Source organism: Nitrospirillum bahiense (assembly GCF_007828025.1).
GTDB lineage: Bacteria > Pseudomonadota > Alphaproteobacteria > Azospirillales > Azospirillaceae > Nitrospirillum > Nitrospirillum amazonense.
Map to the genome: position 1 here is coordinate 306,111 of NZ_VITO01000009.1, position 17,956 is coordinate 324,066.

16 protein-coding genes are annotated in these 17,956 nt (G+C 67.6%); 11 read left to right on the plus strand and 5 right to left on the minus strand.

Annotated features, from left to right (window positions below; all coding sequences use genetic code 11):
* Positions 1-4 precede the first annotated feature (4 nt).
* The 3 genes from FBZ88_RS15630 to FBZ88_RS15640 all read left to right on the plus strand — a co-directional run bounded on the left by FBZ88_RS15630 (position 5) and on the right by FBZ88_RS15640 (position 2,835).
* Positions 5-1,240, plus strand: coding sequence for a patatin-like phospholipase family protein (locus FBZ88_RS15630; RefSeq protein ID WP_145618119.1), 1,236 nt, complete (start codon positions 5-7; stop codon positions 1,238-1,240).
* Positions 1,241-1,360: 120 nt separating this feature from the next.
* A complete protein-coding gene (locus tag FBZ88_RS15635) occupies positions 1,361-2,365 on the plus strand; it encodes an SPFH domain-containing protein (RefSeq protein ID WP_246138675.1) in 1,005 nt (334 codons plus the stop codon).
* A gap of 11 nt (positions 2,366-2,376) precedes the next feature.
* Positions 2,377-2,835 (plus strand): NfeD family protein, encoded by a 459-nt coding sequence (locus FBZ88_RS15640; RefSeq protein ID WP_145618122.1) that lies wholly within the window; start codon positions 2,377-2,379, stop codon positions 2,833-2,835.
* A gap of 48 nt (positions 2,836-2,883) precedes the next feature.
* On the opposite strand, the gene FBZ88_RS15645 is transcribed toward FBZ88_RS15640, so the two are convergent.
* Positions 2,884-4,107: a hypothetical protein gene (locus FBZ88_RS15645; RefSeq protein ID WP_186464422.1), complete on the minus strand. Its 1,224-nt coding sequence runs from the start codon at positions 4,105-4,107 to the stop codon at positions 2,884-2,886.
* 167 nt (positions 4,108-4,274) lie between these two features.
* Positions 4,275-5,879 (minus strand): alkaline phosphatase D family protein, encoded by a 1,605-nt coding sequence (locus FBZ88_RS15650; protein ID WP_145618126.1) that lies wholly within the window; start codon positions 5,877-5,879, stop codon positions 4,275-4,277.
* 358 nt (positions 5,880-6,237) lie between these two features.
* Between FBZ88_RS15650 and FBZ88_RS15655 the strand changes: the two genes are divergently transcribed.
* The 6 genes from FBZ88_RS15655 to FBZ88_RS15680 all read left to right on the plus strand — a co-directional run bounded on the left by FBZ88_RS15655 (position 6,238) and on the right by FBZ88_RS15680 (position 13,745).
* On the plus strand, positions 6,238-7,263 hold the full coding sequence (locus FBZ88_RS15655) for a BMP family lipoprotein (protein ID WP_186454547.1): 1,026 nt from the start codon (positions 6,238-6,240) through the stop codon (positions 7,261-7,263).
* 64 nt (positions 7,264-7,327) lie between these two features.
* Positions 7,328-8,944, plus strand: a complete 1,617-nt coding sequence (locus FBZ88_RS15660; RefSeq protein ID WP_246138676.1) for an ABC transporter ATP-binding protein — start codon at positions 7,328-7,330, stop codon at positions 8,942-8,944.
* Positions 8,941-10,068, plus strand: a complete 1,128-nt coding sequence (locus FBZ88_RS15665; RefSeq protein WP_145618128.1) for an ABC transporter permease — start codon at positions 8,941-8,943, stop codon at positions 10,066-10,068. Before FBZ88_RS15660 ends, FBZ88_RS15665 begins: the two co-directional genes overlap by 4 nt.
* Before the next feature lie 19 nt (positions 10,069-10,087).
* Complete coding sequence (locus FBZ88_RS15670; RefSeq protein WP_145608914.1) at positions 10,088-11,062, plus strand: ABC transporter permease; 975 nt, start codon at positions 10,088-10,090, stop codon at positions 11,060-11,062.
* A gap of 116 nt (positions 11,063-11,178) precedes the next feature.
* On the plus strand, positions 11,179-13,176 hold the full coding sequence (locus tag FBZ88_RS15675) for a bifunctional 2',3'-cyclic-nucleotide 2'-phosphodiesterase/3'-nucleotidase (RefSeq protein ID WP_145618130.1): 1,998 nt from the start codon (positions 11,179-11,181) through the stop codon (positions 13,174-13,176).
* A complete protein-coding gene (locus FBZ88_RS15680) occupies positions 13,173-13,745 on the plus strand; it encodes a nucleoside 2-deoxyribosyltransferase (protein WP_145618132.1) in 573 nt (190 codons plus the stop codon). Before FBZ88_RS15675 ends, FBZ88_RS15680 begins: the two co-directional genes overlap by 4 nt.
* A 66-nt stretch (positions 13,746-13,811) precedes the next feature.
* Here FBZ88_RS15680 and FBZ88_RS15685 read toward each other — a convergent pair whose 3' ends face one another.
* The 3 genes from FBZ88_RS15685 to FBZ88_RS15695 all read right to left on the minus strand — a co-directional run bounded on the left by FBZ88_RS15685 (position 13,812) and on the right by FBZ88_RS15695 (position 15,915).
* Entirely contained in the window at positions 13,812-14,045 is a 234-nt protein-coding gene (locus FBZ88_RS15685) for a hypothetical protein (protein ID WP_138918831.1), read from the minus strand.
* A gap of 317 nt (positions 14,046-14,362) precedes the next feature.
* Positions 14,363-14,605, minus strand: coding sequence for a hypothetical protein (locus FBZ88_RS15690; RefSeq protein ID WP_145618133.1), 243 nt, complete (start codon positions 14,603-14,605; stop codon positions 14,363-14,365).
* 119 nt (positions 14,606-14,724) lie between these two features.
* Positions 14,725-15,915: an acyl-CoA dehydrogenase gene (locus tag FBZ88_RS15695; protein ID WP_145618136.1), complete on the minus strand. Its 1,191-nt coding sequence runs from the start codon at positions 15,913-15,915 to the stop codon at positions 14,725-14,727.
* A gap of 326 nt (positions 15,916-16,241) precedes the next feature.
* Here FBZ88_RS15695 and FBZ88_RS15700 point away from each other — a divergent pair, with 326 nt between their 5' ends.
* Positions 16,242-16,700: a Csu type fimbrial protein gene (locus FBZ88_RS15700; protein WP_145618138.1), complete on the plus strand. Its 459-nt coding sequence runs from the start codon at positions 16,242-16,244 to the stop codon at positions 16,698-16,700.
* Positions 16,701-16,986: 286 nt separating this feature from the next.
* Positions 16,987-17,457 (plus strand): Csu type fimbrial protein, encoded by a 471-nt coding sequence (locus FBZ88_RS15705; protein WP_246138677.1) that lies wholly within the window; start codon positions 16,987-16,989, stop codon positions 17,455-17,457.
* Positions 17,458-17,956 lie beyond the last annotated feature (499 nt).

A 17,956-nucleotide genomic window follows, 5' to 3' on the forward strand; every position in this document is an offset into this window, starting at 1 on the left:
AACCATGTCCTATCGCATCCTGACGCTGGACGGCGGCGGCCCCTGGGCCCTGCTGGAGGCCATGGTTCTGGCCGATCTGTACGGCAGCGATACGCCGGGCCACGACATCCTGGCGGAATTCGACCTGGCGGCCGGCACCTCGGCCGGGGCCATCGTGCTGGGCGGGCTGATCAAGAACCTGACACCGGCCCAAATCCTGGACATGTTCGTCGACGATACGCGGCGGGGCACCCTGTTCGTGAAGGTCGATGGGCTGGACAGGCTGGTGGCCGACCTGGACCTGGGCCCGCAGTACAGCACCCAGGGCAAGCTGGCCGGCCTGACCGCCATGCTGGATGACCCCAGCCTGGCGCCGCCCACCCCCGCTACGGTCGATGGCCAGGTGCGCCCCCTGGCCCTGTCCGCCTGCCCCATGGCCCGCCTGCCGCTGCCCCTGGCGCGGCGGGGCACCCTACCGGTGAAGGTGTTCATCCCCGCCTTCGACTACGCCCAGCGCCGGGCCATGACCTTCCGCAGCTATGCCGGCCTGGCCACGGCGGTGACGGAGCCGCAGGCCTCCACCGCGCCCCTGGCGGAGGTCATCAACGCCAGCAGCACCGCGCCCGTGGCCTTCTTCGACGAACCCGCCCGGTGCGACGGGCGCCTGTACTGGGACGGCGGCGTGACAGGCTGCAACAACCCGGTGATGCTGGCGGTGATGGAGGCGCTGGCGCAACCCGGCGGCGACACCGACCTTAAAATCCTGAGTCTCGGCAGCGGCACCACCCGCCACGCGCCGGTGACCAGCACCAGCCAGCCGCCGGACGACCTGGCCGAACCGGTGGGGATGCGGGGTACCCTGGGCGACCTGTCACTGCTGGCCCAGACCACCCTGGACGATCCCCCCGACACCGCCAGCCTGGATGCCCACATCCTGGCCCAGCGCCTGGCGGGCCGGGACCCCGCCGCCCCGGGTGGGCTGGTGCGCCTGAACGTCTCCGTCCAGCCGGTGCTGGACAGCGGGGTGTGGAAGGCGCCGCCGGGCCTAGCCGACGGGCGCTTTGTCCAGGTGGCGGCCCTGCCGGCCGATGCGGTGGCTCCGGCGCAGATCGCCCTGATCCAGCAGCTGGGACGCGACTGGATGGCGGGCGACGTCCCGAACCAACCCCTGATCACCCGCCTGCCGCAGCTGGATTGCGTGCTGGGCGACGGCACCTATGCCGAGGCCAAGGCGCGGTGGGTCGCCCTTACCCAGGGGTAAACGCCACAACCAGAAAGATAAAAGATCGGGTGGCGGCACCCGCGCTGTGGCATGATGGCGGGGCAGAGCGGGGCGGCCGTTCCGGCGGCGGCCCCCGCGCCCACAAGCGGGAGAGACGCCTTGTCGCCCTTCGGCGTGTTCATCCTGGCCGTTCTGGCCTTCGCCATCGTCCTGGTCTACAGCAGCATCAAGACCGTGCCCCAGGGCATGGAATACACGGTGGAACGGTTCGGGCGGTATACCCGCACCCTGAAGCCCGGCCTGGCCATCATCGTGCCCTTCGTCGACCGCATCGGCGCCCGCCAGACCATGCAGGAGGTGGTGCTGGACGTGCCGTCGCAGGAGATCATCACCAAGGACAACGCGATGGTGACGGTGGACGGCGTGCTGTTCTTCCAGGTGCTGGACGCCGCCAAGGCCAGCTATGAGGTGCGCAACCTGGACCGCGCCGTCCTGAACCTGACCATGACCAACCTGCGCACGGTCATGGGCTCCATGGATTTGGATGAGCTGCTGTCGCAGCGCGACGCCATCAACGCCCGCCTGCTGACCGTGGTCGACGCCGCCACCCACCCCTGGGGCGTGAAAATCACCCGCGTGGAAATCCGCGACATCCAGCCGCCGCGCGACCTGGTGGACAGCATGGCCCGCCAGATGAAGGCGGAGCGGGAACGCCGCGCCCTGATCCTGGAGGCCGAGGGCCAACGCCAGTCCGCCATCCTGCGGGCGGAGGGCGAGAAGCAATCCGCCATCCTGCAGGCCGAGGGCAAGAAAGAGGCCGCCTTCCGCGAGGCCGAGGCCCGCGTGCGCCTGGCGGAGGCGGAGGCCACCGCCACCCGCGTGGTGTCCGAGGCCATCGCCGGCGGCAGCGTCCAGGCCGTGAACTACTTCATCGCCCAGCGCTATGTCGACGCGCTGAAGGGCTTCGCCGCCAGCCCCAACCAGAAGATCCTGTTCATGCCCATGGAATCGACCGGCATCCTGGGCGCCCTGGGCGGCATCGCCGAACTGGCCAAGGACAGCTTCGCCGGCATGCCGGCCAACCGCCCGGCCCCGCCGCCCCGTCGTGGGGATCCACCGGCCCCGCCGCCCGCCGGCGGGCCGTGGACCACCCCTGGCAGCTGAGGGAGAGCCCCATGCCTGACCTGAGCGAATGGACGCCCCACGCCTGGCATTGGTGGGCGGCGGGCGTCGCCCTGGCGCTGGTGGAAATGGTCACCCCCGGCTTCGGCCTGCTGTGGCTGGGCGTGGCGGCGGTGCTTGTGGGCACGGCGCTGTTCCTCTTCCCAGCCTTGGCCCTGGCCGGGCAGGCGGTGCTGTTCGCCGTGCTGGCGGCCAGCCTGCTGCTGGCCACCCGCCGCTGGCTGGGTGGCGACCGGGCCGAGCCGGCGCCCCCCGGCCCGCCCCTGAACGCCCGCGCCAGCCAGTATGTGGGCCGCGTCCTGACGCTGGAGACGCCCATCACCAACGGCCAGGGCCGTGCCCGCCTGGACGACGGCGCCTGGATCGTCTACGGCCCCGACGGCCTGGCCGCCGGGGCGACCGTGCGCGTGGTGGGCGTGGACGGCACGGCGCTGAGGGTGGAGGCGGCGTGAACGGAAACGCCGCCACGGATCACAGGACCCGCGCCGACCCGCCTGCGGTTACTTGGCGGACACGGCCTTGAAGCCCACCCGGCCGCACTGGTTGTCGAACGCGTAGTTCAGGTAGGGGATGGGGGACCGGCCGGTGTTGAAGGCCGGCGGCGGCATGGGCTGGCCCGGGACGGGTTTCTTCGGCGCCACGACCACGGCGACGACGCCCGTCGATGAGGACGCGCAGGGGTCCGCCGCCATCGTCCGGTAGCTGGTCGCCGGCTTGCCCGAGGCCGGATCCAGGACATTGACGGTAATTTCCGTCCCCGGCTTGACGATGGTCTTGTACTGGCCATCGACCTTCTTGCACGCCTTGACCGTCAGGCCGGCCTTCTCCACCGCCGCGGCTTGGGCGGTGTTGAGGATGAAGAAGGGGATGCCGACATCCACCAGCAGGGCGCCGGGCGTCAGGCTCATCGGGTTGGTGCCGCCCAGTACCGGCTGCGCCTGGGCCTCATCCCACAGGCCGGCGCCGGACGTGGCCGCCAGCTGCACGAAGGTGTAGTCCTGCACGGTACCGGCGTTCAGCCCCACGGTGACGCTGTCGCCCGCGATGACATAGCCCTGATGGACCTGGTCACCAGCGATATGCACCAGCGGGTTGTCGGCCAATGTCACGCCGGTCCCGTGCGGGCCCCGGCCGAAGCCAACGCCCATCCAGGCCGTCGCCGTCGTCTTCTGCGCCTCGCACTTGTCCAGCGTGACATTCTCGTTGCTGGCCGTGGTCGAGAGGCCATTCAGCTTGGAACATTGCGCGGGACCGGACACGGTGGCGACCGCCGGGACTGGCCCGCCGGCCCCGCCCTTGGTCGCATGGCAGACGCATTCCACCGCCGTGATGTCGACCGGCGTGCTGGCCCCCAGCACCGTGACGCCCGAGGCGGAGGGCTTCACGAAGCTCACCGGCGCTTTCACCAGCCGGCCCCACAGATAGTCCATGGAACTGGTGTAGAGCATCTGCCGCGACGTCTTGGACGCGTTGAACAGCGCCGGTTCCACGCCCGTATGGTTGATCACCAGGCCGACGGAGCCGGTATCGACAACGACATCACGCACCTCGCCCGCCTCACCCACCCGGATGGTCGTGACATAGTGCCCGGTCGGGGCGGTGACGCCGTCCTGGGGAACCAGGTTCAACGCGAAGCTGGCGCCGTCGGCGGGATACTCGCACGCCGGCCCTGTGGCCGCCGCCGCCGGCACCAGAGCCACGCCCTGCGCCATCAAAAAGGCCAAGGCCCAGAATCGAGACCGCTGGCGCACTGAACCCATCATAGACCCCCTCCGGCTGATCGAGGGGGAGATTAATACAACTTCCGGACAGATAAATCACCCGCAAAGCGGGTTAAACTAGGAAAATCACATACCGTAAGGATATGTCACAAACCGTCGCTCCGGAGCGACTACGCCTGCTTCGCCCCCGGCTTTCCCGGTTCCACCACGAAGCTGGCGCGGGTGCTGATGGCGCCGCCGGGGGTGGTGACGCGGTCCATGACGCGGAAGGTGGCCGTGAGCTTGTCATGGCCGATGTCGCACAGCAGGTAGCCGCGCTGGTCGTTCATGAAGCGGATGTGCGGGTTGCCGCGCATGACCTCGTCATAACGCGGGCGCTTATCGGCGCCATCGCCGCCGGAACTGATGGAGGTGCCGACGAACTCGGTGGCGACCACGCCGGCCTTGTCGCTGTGATAGTCGGTCTTGAGGTCGCCCACGAAGTTCTGGTGCTCATCCCCCGTCAGGACCACCACGTTGTTCAGGCGGCGATCATTGAGGTGGCGCAGCAGGCGCTGGCGCGGCTGGTGATAGCCTTCCCAGCTGTCCATGTTGTAGATGGGGCCGTGCCAGGGCTCGCGGTTCATGGTCATCATCATGACCTGCTGGCCGATGAGGTTCCAGCGGGCGCGGCCGCGGTCCAGCCCCTCGAACAGCCAGCGTTCCTGGTCCTCGCCCATCATCTCGGCGTCGTCGCTGTCCTGCCCCTCGCAGGCGGGCTTGAAGCCGTCGCCGCAGGGCTGGTCGGTGCGAAACTGCCGCGTATCCAGCAGGTGCAGGTCGATCAGGTTGCCGAAGGCCAGACGGCGGTAGATCTGCATGTCCGGCCCCTTGGGCCAGGAGGCGCGGCGCAGGGGCATGTGCTCGAAATAGGCCTGGGCGGCCGCCGCCCGGCGCAGCAGGAAATATTCCGGCGGGGCGATGCCGGCGCCGTCGATGGTGCCGGTCCAGTTGTTGTCGACCTCATGGTCGTCCCAGGTGACCATCCACGGGCAGGCGGCGCGGGCCAGCTGCAGGTCCAGGTCCAGGGTGTACTGGGCGTAGCGGCGGCGATACTCGTCCAGGGAATAGGGCTCGTCGCCTAAGTGCCGGCGGGCGGTGGGCTGGGCCAGGCCGCCGTAATAGCGGCTGGTCTCATGCGTCCGCACCCGATTCTCGTAGATGTAGTCGCCGTAGTGGAAGACGAAGTCCGGCCGTTCCTCCGCCAGGTGGCGGAAGGCGGTGTAGTAGCCGTCCTCGTAATTCTGGCAGCCCACCATGCCCAGGCGCACGCGCTCCACCTTGGCGCCCAGGGGCGGGGCGGTGCGGGCGCGGCCCACCATGCTGCGCTCCGCCCCCACGGTGAAGCGGTAGTAATAGTCGCGCCCCGGCTCCAGCCCGCCCACCTCGGCATGGATGGCGTGGCCCAGTTCCGGCCGCGCCACCTCGGTGCCGCTCTGGACGATGTTGCGCATGCGCTCGTCCGTCGCCACTTCCCAGTCCACCTCCACCGGGCGCTTGGGCATGCCATAGCCGAAGGCCAGCGGTTCGGGCGCCAGGCGGGTCCACAGCACGAATCCGTCCGGCAGCGGATCGCCCGAGGCGACACCCAGCGAGAACGGATCATTGCTGAACGCCGCCTGCGCCAGGGCCGAGCCCACGGACGAGGGCAGCAGGAAGGCCGTGGCGGCGCTGGCGCCGAAGGTCTTCAGCAGGGCACGGCGGGTGGCCTCGGGCACGGGGCTGAACCGGGTCATGGGCGGCATCTCGGACGCAGATAGGCTTCAAGGAATGGAGAATGCGCGGCAGAGTGCCCGCCGGTGGAACCGCGTTCAACCATGAAAACCTTGGCGGACGCCCTGTCATGAAAGTGTCGCCAAGACCTTGCAACCTCAGCGTATCGCGGGCCGCAACCCTACATGGCGAACCCGCCGGGCCCGCGCCCCATCTTGACCATTTGGTCAGGATCGGCCAGGGTTGGTTCCCGTGCCGTGCCCCCTAAGCCCCCGACTTGCCGGGACCTTGGGAAATGGACTAGGTTTCAGAAGATCAGGCGGTGCGGCGCATCCCGTTCGCCACCGTCCAAAAGTATGCCCACGGAGGCAGGGACCCTTCATGAGTAGAGCGATCCGTGCGGCGTTGGCGGCGGCCGCCCTGTTGAGCTGCGCCTTCTTCGTCCCTGGGTCCGCCCCCGCCCGCGGGGCGGAGGCCGCCTTCTTTCCCGGCGTGGTCTTCGATTATGGCGGCAAGTACGACAAGTCCTTCAACGAAGGCGTCCTGACGGGCATCGAGCGATTCCACCGCGAAACCGGCATCAATTACAAGGCGCTGGAGATCAGCAACGACGTCCAGCGCGAGCAGTACCTGCGCCGCCTGGCAGAGCACGGCGCCGACATCATCCTGGCCGTGGGCTTCAGCCAGGCGCCGGCGGTGGCCAAGGTCGCCAAGGAATTCCCCGAGATCAAGTTCACCCTGATCGACGGCGTGGTGAAGCTGCCCAACGTGCAGTCCATCCTGTTTTCCGAGCAGGAGGGATCGTACCTGGTGGGCATGCTGGCGGCGCTGAGCAGCAAGACCCACACCGTCGGCTTCGTCGGCGGCATGGACATCCCCCTGATCCGCCGATTCGAGTGCGGGTATGAGCAGGGCGTGAAAGCCGTGGCGCCGGACGACCACATCATCGCCAACATGGTGGGCACCACGCCCGCCGCCTGGTCCGACCCCACGCGCGGCGGCGAGCTGGCCAAGAGCCAGTTCGACCGGGGCGTGGACGTGGTGTTCGCCGCCGCTGGGCAGAGCGGCATCGGCGTGCTGCAGGCGGCCAAGGACGCGGGCAAGTATTCCATCGGCGTCGACAGCAACCAGAACCACCTGTTTCCCGGCTCGGTCCTGACCTCCATGGTCAAGCGGGTGGACGTGGCCGCCTACAACGCCATCAAGGCGGCGCAGGACGGCACCTGGCAGGCGGGCGTACGTACCCTCGGCCTGAAAGAGGAAGGCGTGGGCTGGGCGCTGGACGAGAACAACGCCAAGCTGGTGACGCCGGAGATGAAGGCGGCGCTGGACGCGGCGTCCGCTGAGATCCAGAACGGTACCCGCAAGGTCGCCAATTACGACGAAACCAACGGCTGCAAGTACTGACAGGCCACCCCATCCACGCCTCGGGGCCCGTTCCGGCCCCCCAGAACCAGAGACCAGCCGCCCCGTGTCGCAAACCGTTCCCCTCTCCGTGCCGCCGCAACCGGGCCCCTGGGCCGTGGAACTGGTGGGCATCGACAAGCGCTTCGGCCCCGTCCACGCCAACAAGACGGTCTCGCTGCGGATCCGCGCCGGGTCCATCCACGGCCTGGTGGGGGAGAACGGTGCCGGCAAGTCCACGCTGATGAGCATCCTCTACGGCTTCTACCAGGCCGATGAGGGGCAGATCCTGGTGAACGGGGCCGAGGTGCGCATCCGCGAGCCCAAGGACGCCATCGCCCTCGGCATCGGCATGGTGCACCAGCACTTCATGCTGGTGGAGGAATTCACCGTGCTGGAGAACCTGATGCTGGGGGCCGAGGGCGGCGCCCTGCTGAAGGACGGCATCAGGAAGGCGCGGGCCGAGGTGGAGCGGCTGGAAAAGGCCTACCGCCTGGACGTGCCGCTGGACGCCAAGGTCGCCGACCTGAACGTGGGCATCCAGCAGCGGGTTGAGATCCTGAAGGCGCTGTACCGCGGCGCCCAGGTGCTGATCCTGGATGAGCCCACCGCCGTGCTGTCGCCGCCGGAGGTGCAGGACCTGTTCCGCATCCTGGACGCGCTGCGCGCGCAGGGCCGCACCATTCTGATGATCACCCACAAGCTGAAGGAGATCATGGCCATCACCGACGCCGTGTCGGTGCTGCGCCAGGGGGCGGTGGTCGCCAACTTCCACACCCAGGATACCAACGAAGCGGCCCTGGCCGAGGCCATGGTCGGACGGCGTGCCAACCCCGCCGTGCGGCGGCCGGGCGCACCGGCGGGCGCGCCGCTGCTGACGGTGGAAGACCTCAGCGTGTTCGACGAGCGCGGGGTGGAGCGGCTGAAGCACGCCACCTTCCGCGTGCGGGCAGGCGAGATCGTCGGCGTGGCCGGCGTCGCCGGCAACGGCCAGTCGGAACTGCTGGAGGCGCTGTCGGGCATGACGCCCTTCCAGCGCGGGCGCGTCCACGTCAACGGGCGCGACGTGACGCCGGAGTCGCCCATGGATCCGGCCCAGGCCCGGCGCCAGGGCATCGCCCACGTGCCGGAGGACCGCCTGCGCCGCGCGGTGGTGAAGCCCTTCCCGGCCTTCCAGAACGCGCTGCTGGGCTATCAGGCCGATCCGGCCATGGCCGACGGCCCGCGCCTGAACTGGAAGCGGGTGGCCGCCGCCACCGCCCGGCTGATGGAGGACTGGGACGTCCGCCCGCGCCAGCCGTCCCTGCGCACCTCGCTCTTCTCCGGCGGCAACCAGCAGAAGCTGGTGCTGGGCCGGGAGATGGAGCGCGACCCCAACGTGCTGCTGGTGGGCCAGCCCACCCGCGGCGTGGACATCGGCGCCATCGAGTTCATCCACCGCCGCCTGCTGGCCATGCGTGACGCCGGCAAGGCCATCCTGCTGGTCTCTGCCGAGTTGGAGGAGATCATGGCCCTGTCCGACCGCATCCTGGTGATGTGCGACGGCGCCATCACCGGCGAACTCGCGGCCGAGGACGCGACCGAGGGCCTGATCGGCCGCCTGATGGCCGGCATCACCGACGACATCGAACCCAACACCTTGGAACGGGGCCAGCGCACCGACGCGGCCGGAGGGGCGGCATGAGCGCGTCTACCAACACCGACGGCCTGCCGCGCTGGGCCACGCTGGCCCTGCTGCCGGCCATCAACCTGTTCGCCGCCCTGGTGGTCTCGTCCCTGGTCATCCTGGCTATCGGCCAGGACCCCGTTTCCGCCCTGGCCTTCATGGTCAAGGGGGCGGTGGGCAGCGGCACGGGCCTCAGCTACACCCTCTATTATGCCACCAGCCTGATCTTCACCGGCCTGGCCGTGGCCATCGCCAACCATGCCGGCCTGTTCAACATCGGCGGCGAAGGCCAGGCCTATGTCGGCGGCCTGGGCACCGGCCTGGTGTGCCTGGCCTTGAGCGGCTGGCCCTGGTACGCGGTGCTGCCGGTGGCGGTGCTGGCGGGCGCCTTGTTCGGCGCGGTGTGGGGCTTGGTCCCAGGGTATCTGCAGGCCTATCGCGGCAGCCACATCGTCATCACCACCATCATGTTCAACTTCCTGGCCAGCGCCCTCATGGTCTATCTGCTGGGCGGGCCGCTGATCGAACATGGCCAGATGGCGCCGGAAAGCCGGGAATTCGCCGAAAGCACCTTCCTGCCGGCGGTGAAGGAGATCGCCGCCAGTCTGGGCTACCGCACCAGCACCTTGCCCCTGAACCTGTCGCTGGTCCTGGCGCTCTTGTGCGCGGCCGGCGTCTGGTTCCTGATCTGGCACACGCGCTGGGGTTTCCAGATGCGCACGGTGGGCGCCAATGAGGCCGCCGCGCGCTATGCCGGCATCAACGCCCGCACCACCATCGTGGTCGCCATGGCCATTTCCGGTGCCCTGGCCGGCCTGGTGGGCATCAACGAGCTGCAGGGTGTGCAGCACCGCATCACCCTGAACTTCCAGGCCGGCATGGGCTTCACCGGCATCGCGGTCGCCCTGATGGGCCGCGGCCATCCGGTGGGCATCGTCCTGTCGTCGCTGCTGTTCGGCGCCCTCTACCAGGGCGGGGCCGAGCTGTCGTTCGAGTACAACGAGATCAGCCCCCGCCTGGTGGTGGTCATCCAGGGCGTGGTCATCCTGTTCTCCGGCGCCTTGGAGCATATGTTCCGCCCGGCGCTGGTGCGTTTGTTGAAGCCCAAGGCAGCGGCATCGGCCGCCGGCCAGCGCGCCTGAGATCCCGGGGAAAGAGACCATGGACGATACCGCCCTGTGGATCGTGTCGCTGCTGGCCAGCACCGTGCGCCTGGCGACACCGCTGGTGCTGGCCTCGCTGGCCGGCTTTTATTCCGAACGTGCCGGCGTGGTCGACATCGGCCTGGAAGGCAAGATGCTGACCGGCGCCTTCGCCGCCGCGGCCACGGCCGCCGTCACCGGGTCGCCTTGGGCGGGCCTGGCGGCCGCCATCGCCGCCTCGCTGCTGCTGGCCCTGGTGCACGGCTTCGCCTGCATCACCCACCGGGGTGACCAAGTGGTGGCCGGCGTCGCCATCAACACCATCGCCGCCGGCCTGACCGCCGTGCTGGCCAACGCCTGGTTCGACCTGGGCGGCCGCACGCCCTCGCTGGACGGCGGGCAGCGTTTCCTGGGCCTGCACTTCCCGTTGGCCGAGGCCGTACGCGGCGTGCCCCTGCTGGGCCGCTTCTATGGCGAGGTCATCGGCGGGCAGAACCTGCTGGTCTACCTGGCGGTGCTGGCCGTGCCCGCCACCTCGTGGGTGGCCTACCGCACCCGCTTCGGCCTGCGCCTGCGCGCGGTGGGGGAGAACCCGGCCGCCGTGGACACCGCCGGTATTTCCGTGCCCTGGCTGCGCTATCGCGCCGTGCTGATCACTGGCTTGCTGTGCGGCGTGGCGGGCGCCTACCTCTCCATCGCGCAAGGTGCGGGGTTCCAGGAGAACATGACCGCCGGCAAGGGCTATCTGGCCCTGGCCGCCCTGATCCTGGGCAAGTGGCGGCCCTACCCCACCCTGGCCGGCTGCCTGCTGTTCGCCGCCACCGACGCGCTGCAGGCGCGGCTGCAGGGTGTGGCCCTGCCGGTCGTCGGCGCGGTGCCGGTGCAGATCATCGAGGTGCTGCCCTACATCCTGACCGTGCTGCTGTTGGCAGGCTTCGTCGGCAAGTCCATCCCGCCCAAGGCGGCGGGCCAGGCCTATGTGAAAGACCGGTAAGCGACCTACATCAAAGCCTGCGGCGATGGCGTAGGTGTAACACCGCGCCTGTAGAGCCAGGGGGCCGGAACGCATCCGGCCCCTTTTTCCCGATACAGATCAAGGATGCCCCCGCCATGCCCGCCTGCCGCCGCCTGGCCGCCCTGCTGTTGACCGGTACCATGGTGTTCGGGGGCCTGGACGCGGGGGCGCAAGAGGCCAGGTCCGACCAGATCGACGTGCAGATCCTGTCGACCACCGACCTGCACATGAACGTCATGGACTACGACTACTACGCCGACAAGCCGGACCCCGGCGTCGGCCTGGTGCGGGTGGCCAGCCTGATCCGCAAGGCCAGGGCCGAGAAGCCCAACACCCTGCTGGTGGACGCCGGCGACCTGATCCAGGGCACGCCCATGGGCGACTATGTCGCCCGGGTGCAAGGCCTGGGGCCGGGCAAGTTCCAGCCCATCATCGCCGCCCTGAACGCGCTGGGCTACGACGCCGCCGTCATGGGCAACCATGAGTTCAACTTCGGTCTGGACTATGCCGTGGCGGCGGAGAAGGAGGCCAAGTACCCGGTGCTGGCCGGCAACGTGAACCGGGTGGAGGATGGCCAGCCCCTGTTTCCCGCCGGCGTCATCCTGGACCGCGACTTCACCGACGGCACCGGCGCCAAGCACACGGTCCGGGTGGGCGTGGTCGGTGTGCTGACGCCCCAGATCGTGCTGTGGGACAAGGACAAGCTGGAGGGCAAGGTCACCACCTCCGACATCGTGGAGGTGGCGGCCAAGACCGCCCGGGATCTGAAGGCCCAGGGCGCGGACGTGGTGGTGGCGGTCATCCATAGCGGCCTGTCGGCGGCCCCCCACCAGAAGATGGCGGAGAACGCTGGCGTCGCGGTGGCCGCCATCCCTGAGGTAGATGCCGTCGTCACCGGCCATGCCCACCGCGTCTTCCCCGCCGCCGACTATGCCAACCTGCCGGATGCCGACATCCCGCACGGCCTGATCCATGGCAAGCCGGTGGTCATGGCCGGCTTCTTCGGCGACCATCTGGGCGTGATCGACCTGATCCTGTCCGCCGACCCCAAGGCCCATGGCGGCAAGGGCGGCTGGACCGTGGCCGCCGGCCATGCCGAGACCCGGCCCGTGCTCACCCGCGTGAATGGCAAGGCCACGCCGCTGGTGGAACCGGACGCGGCGGTGGCGGCCATCGCCAAGGACGCGCACCAGGCGACGCTGGACTATGTGCGCCAGCCCGTGGGCAAGAGCACCGGCCGCATCGAAACCTATTTCAGCTTCATCGCCGACCAGCCGGCCCTGGACATCGTGTCGGACGCCCAGCTCCAATACGTGGCCAAGGCGCTGGCGGGCGGTCCTTACGCCAATTTGCCCATCCTGTCGGCGGCCGCCCCCTTCAAGGCGGGCGGCCAGCCCGGCGCCGATTATTTCACCGACGTGGCCGCCGGCCAGATCAGCCTGCGGAACGTCGCCGACCTCTATCTCTATCCCAACATCGTCGCGGCGGTGAAGGTGACGGGCGCCCAGGTGCGCGACTGGCTGGAGATGGGTGCCCGCGTCTTCAACCGCATCGATCCGGCCAAGAAGGAGCCGCAGATGCTGGTGAACCGGGCCGTTCCCAGCTTCAACTTCGATGTCATCGACGGCGTCACCTGGCGGGTCGATGTGACCCAGCCGCCGCGCTTCGGCGGCGACGGCAAGCTGGCCCCGGGCGACAACCACCGCATCGTCGACCTGCGCTACAATGGCCAGCCGGTGAAGGACGAGGATGAGTTCATCGTCGTCACCAACAATTACCGCGCCAACGGCGGCGGCAACTTCCCAGGCCTGGACGGCAAGAACGTCGTCTACTCAGGCACGGAAACGATACAGGAGATCATCGCCGACTATCTGCGCGCCGCCGGCACCCTGATGCCCGCCACCAACCACAGCTGGGGCTTCGTGCCCGTCACCGCACCGGTGACCGTGTTGTACGATACCAACGCCAAGGCGGCGGCGCTGTTGACCCAATACCCCAACCTGAGCGACGTGGGGCCTGGCGACCCGGGCCTGGAACTGTTCCGCGTGGATTTGTCACCCACCGCCCTGGCCGGCCAGGTGCTGGGGAAATGACTGCGGAAAAGAAGGTCTGGCGGGCGTATCTGGCGGGGCCGGAGGTGTTCCTGCCCGATCCGGCCGCAGCCGCCGAAAGCCTGCGCGCGGCCTGCGCCCGCTTCGACATCGTTGGCGTCTTCCCCATGGATGGTGCGGTGGCCTCGATTCCAGGCGAGACGGCTGCGGACCACGCCGCCCGCATCCGCGCCACCAACCTGGACCTGATCCGGGGAACAGATCTGGTGTTGGCCAACGTCAGTCCCTTTCGCAGCCCCTCGGCCGACGACGGCACGGCCTATGAGATGGGATTCGCGGCGGCGCTGGGCCGACCGGTCTTCGCCTATACGAACACACCCGCCAGTTTGCTGGATCGGACCCGCGCCCATTTTCCCCTGACCCAGGACGCCACGGGCGACTGGCGAGATCCGGAAGGACGTATGGTGGAGGATTTCGGCCTGGGCGCCAACCTGATGCTGGTTCACCCCGCGCCATTCCCGACGGCCCAGCCTGGCCCCCTGGGCATTTATCAAGGGGTGGATGCCGCCCTCAGCGCGGCATGGGACTGGATTTCCCTTCAGGAGCGCTGACCAGAAAATGAAACAGCCGGGCTGTTACCGGCCCGGCTGTTTCAGGTCCATCTGTTCCCCAGCGCGTCAGGCGGCGTTCTGCGATACGCCCATGCGCCGGAACCGGTCACTGTCCAGCACAACCTCAAGCGCCAGGCTGAGGCGATCGCTGGAGCGGCCGTCGACCAGGAATTCGACATGGGGCGGATGACCCGCCCGCTGATGGATGGCATGAACCAGCAGGCGACGCTTGGGCAGCTTCACCTCTTCCATCCATTCACCCGGTTTGGGCGGTTCGACCCCGCGCCTAGACAACGCCATAGCTTCCCTACTCCTTAACAGCCCCCGGGGCACCTGCCTGCGCGGCGCGCCTTTTGGGGGTCGGCTCTAGAAACCCAGGCCGTTCGCCGGACCGGTCCGCCCCGGGGAATGGAACCCGTAGGCTGTTGCGGTCAGCATAATCCAATTCAAATGCCAAGGGATATAGCTTAGGGGTACGTCATCACCTTGTCACCCGCCATCTTCCCCCGATTTTTTGGCCGTTGACGCCGGCGCATGAATCCGGGCGGCGGGACGGTCGTTCGTACAACCATTCCGGGTCCGCAACAAGCCCCAAAGTGCGGACGCTTTGTCCGCTCTCAGCCGCCATTCAGCCAGCCATCGCGCCAGGCACCCGCTGGCTCGATATGACCCAAAGAGCCAGGGGGATCGGCCTCATCAAAGGGATTAGACAAAAGGGCATGTCCATCCCGCCGCGCGGCACACCCCATGGCATAGGCGATTAAGGAAAGGCCTGCCAGTTCGCCTGCCAAAACCGGGGCCGGGGCCAGGGCCGGGAAGGGCATCGCCACGGCCGTGGCATGGGGAAAGAGAAGGTTCATGGGGCGGTGCTTCCCTGGCTATGCGTTCCGGGTAGGGCCAGAACTATCCCTCGCCGGCCGCACCGTCCTTGAGCTGGATCAATCGCTAGGCAATTTGTTTGGTCGCCGATTGATTCAGCTCAGCCGAAGGCCTGCAGCCCCGTCTGTGCCCGGCCAAGAACCAGGGCGTGGACGTCGTGGGTCCCCTCGTAGGTATTCACCGCCTCCAGGTTCAGGACATGGCGGATGACGGGGTATTCATCGGATACGCCGTTGCCGCCATGCATGTCGCGGGCGGCGCGGGCGATGTCCAGCGCCTTGCCGCAATTGTTGCGCTTCATCAGGCTGATCATTTCCGGCGCCGCGCGGCCCTGATCCATCAGCCGGCCCAGGCGCAGGGCGCCCTGCAAGCCCAGGGTGATTTCCGTCTGCATGTCGGCCAGCTTTTTCTGAATCAGCTGGGTCGCGGCCAGCGGCCGGCCGAAGGCGGTGCGAGTCAGGGTATAGTCGCGCGCCGCGAACCAGCAGGCCTCCGCCGCGCCCATGGCGCCCCATGAGATGCCGTAGCGCGCCTTGTTCAGGCAGCCGAAGGGGCCCTTCAGCCCCACCACGCCGGGCAGCAGGGCCGTCTCCGGCACCACCACCCCGTCCATCACGATCTCGCCGGTGATGGAGGCGCGTAGGGAGAACTTGCCCTCGATCTTGGGCGCCGACAGGCCCCTCATACCCTTTTCCAGGATGAAGCCCCGGATCTGCCCCTCGTCGTCCTTGGCCCAGACGACGAAAACGTCGGCCACCGGTGCGTTGGTGATCCACATCTTGGATCCGGTCAGGACATAGCCATCAGCCACGCGGCGGGCCCGCGTCTTCATGGCGGCGGGATCGGACCCGGCGTCGGGTTCCGTCAGACCGAAGCAGCCGATCAACGTGCCGGCCGACAGGCCGGGCAGGTAGCGCTGGCGCTGTTCCTCGCTGCCATAGGCGTGGATGGGATGCATGACCAGGGAAGACTGGACGCTCATGGCGGAGCGGTAGCCGCTGTCAACCCGTTCCACCTCACGCGCCACCAGGCCATAGCAGACATGGTTCACCCCGGCGCAGCCATAGCCGTCGATGGTCATGCCCAGCAGGCCCAGCTCCCCCATCTCGGCCATGATGGCGGGGTCGAACACCTCATGCCGGAAGGCGTCGCGCACGCGGGGCGCCAACCGGTCCTGGCAGAAGGCGCGGGCGCTGTCGCGCACCTGCCGCTCCTCCGCCTCCAGCTGGTCGTCCAGCAGCAGGGCGTCGTCCCATTGGAAACCGCCCTTGCCCGCACTGTCGCTCGCCATGGGTCATTCCCCTCATTGGTGGTCGTTGGATGGGCCGCATTGCAGGTGGGAAGCCACGGGCGGTCAAGAGACTCCGTGAATATTTGCATTATGCAACGCATATCTCAACGAACCTATCCCAAGGGCGCGATGCGTGTTGCAGCGCAAAACCTATGAGAAATGGCCTAGCCCATAGGGACAGGTTAAGACTCGTTAAGATATTTCCTGCTAATACGTTGATTTTATTTGGCAAATCCCTCCTGATCAAGCTTTGGCATGCACTCTGCTTATAACGGGACATGAACGAAACGGGCAAAAGCCCACTCGAACCGATAGGACCTCCCGCCATGATCCGCCGCATCGCCGCCGCCTCCGCCCTGGTCGCCACCCTGGTTTCCGCCCCAGCCCTGGCCGACACCTCGGGCAGCATCAAGCTGAGCGGCACCGTGTCGCTGACCTGCACCGTGGCCGTCACCGACGCCGGCGCGCAGCTGAACATCCTGTCCGGTTCCAGCAACGTCGCCGTCGGCAGCGTGGTCGAGAACTGCAACGACGGCGCCGGTTACACCATCACCGTCGCCTCCGCCAACGGCGGCAGCCTGAAGTCTTCCGCGACGGGCGCCCAGCCGGTGACCTACACCACCAGCTATGATGGCACCAACGGCTCGGGCAACAGCTTCGCCGTCACCCGTTCCGGCGCCCAGTTCAACAAGACCGCGGCCGTCTCCGTGACCGTGCCCGCCAACGCCCAGGCCATCGCTGGCAGCTACAGCGACACCCTGACCATCACCATTGCCGGCAAGTAAGCCGCAAAGAGGATCCGATGGATGCGGCACGGCCGACCAAATCAGCCGTGTCGCCTTCATATTTTGCAATTGCACAACGCCAGGACACACTTGCGCCCACAAGTGCAAGACGCAACCAGGCCAGAGCCGCACCGCTGGCACTCACGGCCAAGCCGGAAAACTAATTATTATAAATCAATAAGTTAATCCAATATCTCGCAAACCAATCATTCTGGCACCGTCTTTGCTTTTAACCAATCATGAACCAAATGGGCAAAAGCCCGCCGAACCGTTTAGAGAGCCTATCATGATCCGCCGCATTGCCGCTGTCGTCGCCAGCACCGTCTTGGCTTCCAGCCTTCTGGCTGCCATTTCCGCCAGTGCCGCCACCTCGGGCAGCATCAAGCTGAACGCCACTGTCGCCCAGACCTGCACCGTGGCCGTCACCGATGCCGGCGCCACCCTGAACATCCTGTCCGGCTCCAGCAACGTCGCCGTCGGCAGCGTGGTCGAGAACTGCAACGACGGCGCCGGCTACACCATCACGGTTGCCTCCGCCAACAACGGCACGCTGAAGTCGTCCGCCACCGGCGCCCAGGCCATCGGCTACACCACCACCTACGATGGCACCAACGGCTCCGGCGCCAGCTTCGCCGTCACCCGTTCCGGCGCCCAATTCAACAAGACGTCCAACGTCTCCGTGACGGTCCCGGCCAACGCTCAGGCCATCGCCGGCAGCTATGCCGACACCCTGACCATCACGATCGCCGGCAAGTAAGCCTGGCTCAGCGTCATGCAAATGAGGGCGGTCCCGCACGGGGCCGCCTTTTTTCATTGGGACGCTTTCTGTTGGCGTTAATCGTGGATAAATGCATATGCTAATGCATTGACCCAGCTGCCAATCCTAATCTTTGGGTTATTGCGCAACGCAACAATCTGGAGGCGATTAGTGTGACTTCTCGTCACAGCCAAAAATTTATCTTTGTTGATCAGTCATATAAACGAAATTTCTGATGGCGGCAAATCTTGGCACGGTGGGTGCTTATAACCAGGCATGAACCAACCGGGGCCGCTGAAGCCCCCCACCGAACCGATAGGAACCCCATCATGATCCGCATCGCCGCCGCCGCCGCCGTTGTCGCCCTGTTCGCCGCCGCCCCCGCCTTTGCCGCCGCCGGCGCCTCGGGCACCATCCAGCTGAACAGCTCCGTCGCCCAGACCTGCACCGTGGCCGTCACCGATGCCGGTGCCACCCTGAACATCCTGTCCGGCTCCAG

Bases quoted from the DNA above. Each gene is read 5' to 3' on its own strand.
- FBZ88_RS15630 (WP_145618119.1), top strand. From the start codon at position 5: ATGTCCTATCGCATCCTGACGCTGGACGGCGGCGGCCCCTGGGCCCTG.
- FBZ88_RS15640 (WP_145618122.1), top strand. From the start codon at position 2,377: ATGCCTGACCTGAGCGAATGGACGCCCCACGCCTGGCATTGGTGGGCG.
- FBZ88_RS15650 (WP_145618126.1), bottom strand. From the start codon at position 5,879: ATGACCCGGTTCAGCCCCGTGCCCGAGGCCACCCGCCGTGCCCTGCTG.
- FBZ88_RS15655 (WP_186454547.1), top strand. From the start codon at position 6,238: ATGAGTAGAGCGATCCGTGCGGCGTTGGCGGCGGCCGCCCTGTTGAGC.
- FBZ88_RS15665 (WP_145618128.1), top strand. From the start codon at position 8,941: ATGAGCGCGTCTACCAACACCGACGGCCTGCCGCGCTGGGCCACGCTG.
- FBZ88_RS15670 (WP_145608914.1), top strand. From the start codon at position 10,088: ATGGACGATACCGCCCTGTGGATCGTGTCGCTGCTGGCCAGCACCGTG.
- FBZ88_RS15675 (WP_145618130.1), top strand. From the start codon at position 11,179: ATGCCCGCCTGCCGCCGCCTGGCCGCCCTGCTGTTGACCGGTACCATG.
- FBZ88_RS15680 (WP_145618132.1), top strand. From the start codon at position 13,173: ATGACTGCGGAAAAGAAGGTCTGGCGGGCGTATCTGGCGGGGCCGGAG.
- FBZ88_RS15685 (WP_138918831.1), bottom strand. From the start codon at position 14,045: ATGGCGTTGTCTAGGCGCGGGGTCGAACCGCCCAAACCGGGTGAATGG.
- FBZ88_RS15690 (WP_145618133.1), bottom strand. From the start codon at position 14,605: ATGAACCTTCTCTTTCCCCATGCCACGGCCGTGGCGATGCCCTTCCCG.
- FBZ88_RS15695 (WP_145618136.1), bottom strand. From the start codon at position 15,915: ATGGCGAGCGACAGTGCGGGCAAGGGCGGTTTCCAATGGGACGACGCC.
- FBZ88_RS15700 (WP_145618138.1), top strand. From the start codon at position 16,242: ATGATCCGCCGCATCGCCGCCGCCTCCGCCCTGGTCGCCACCCTGGTT.
- FBZ88_RS15705 (WP_246138677.1), top strand. From the start codon at position 16,987: ATGATCCGCCGCATTGCCGCTGTCGTCGCCAGCACCGTCTTGGCTTCC.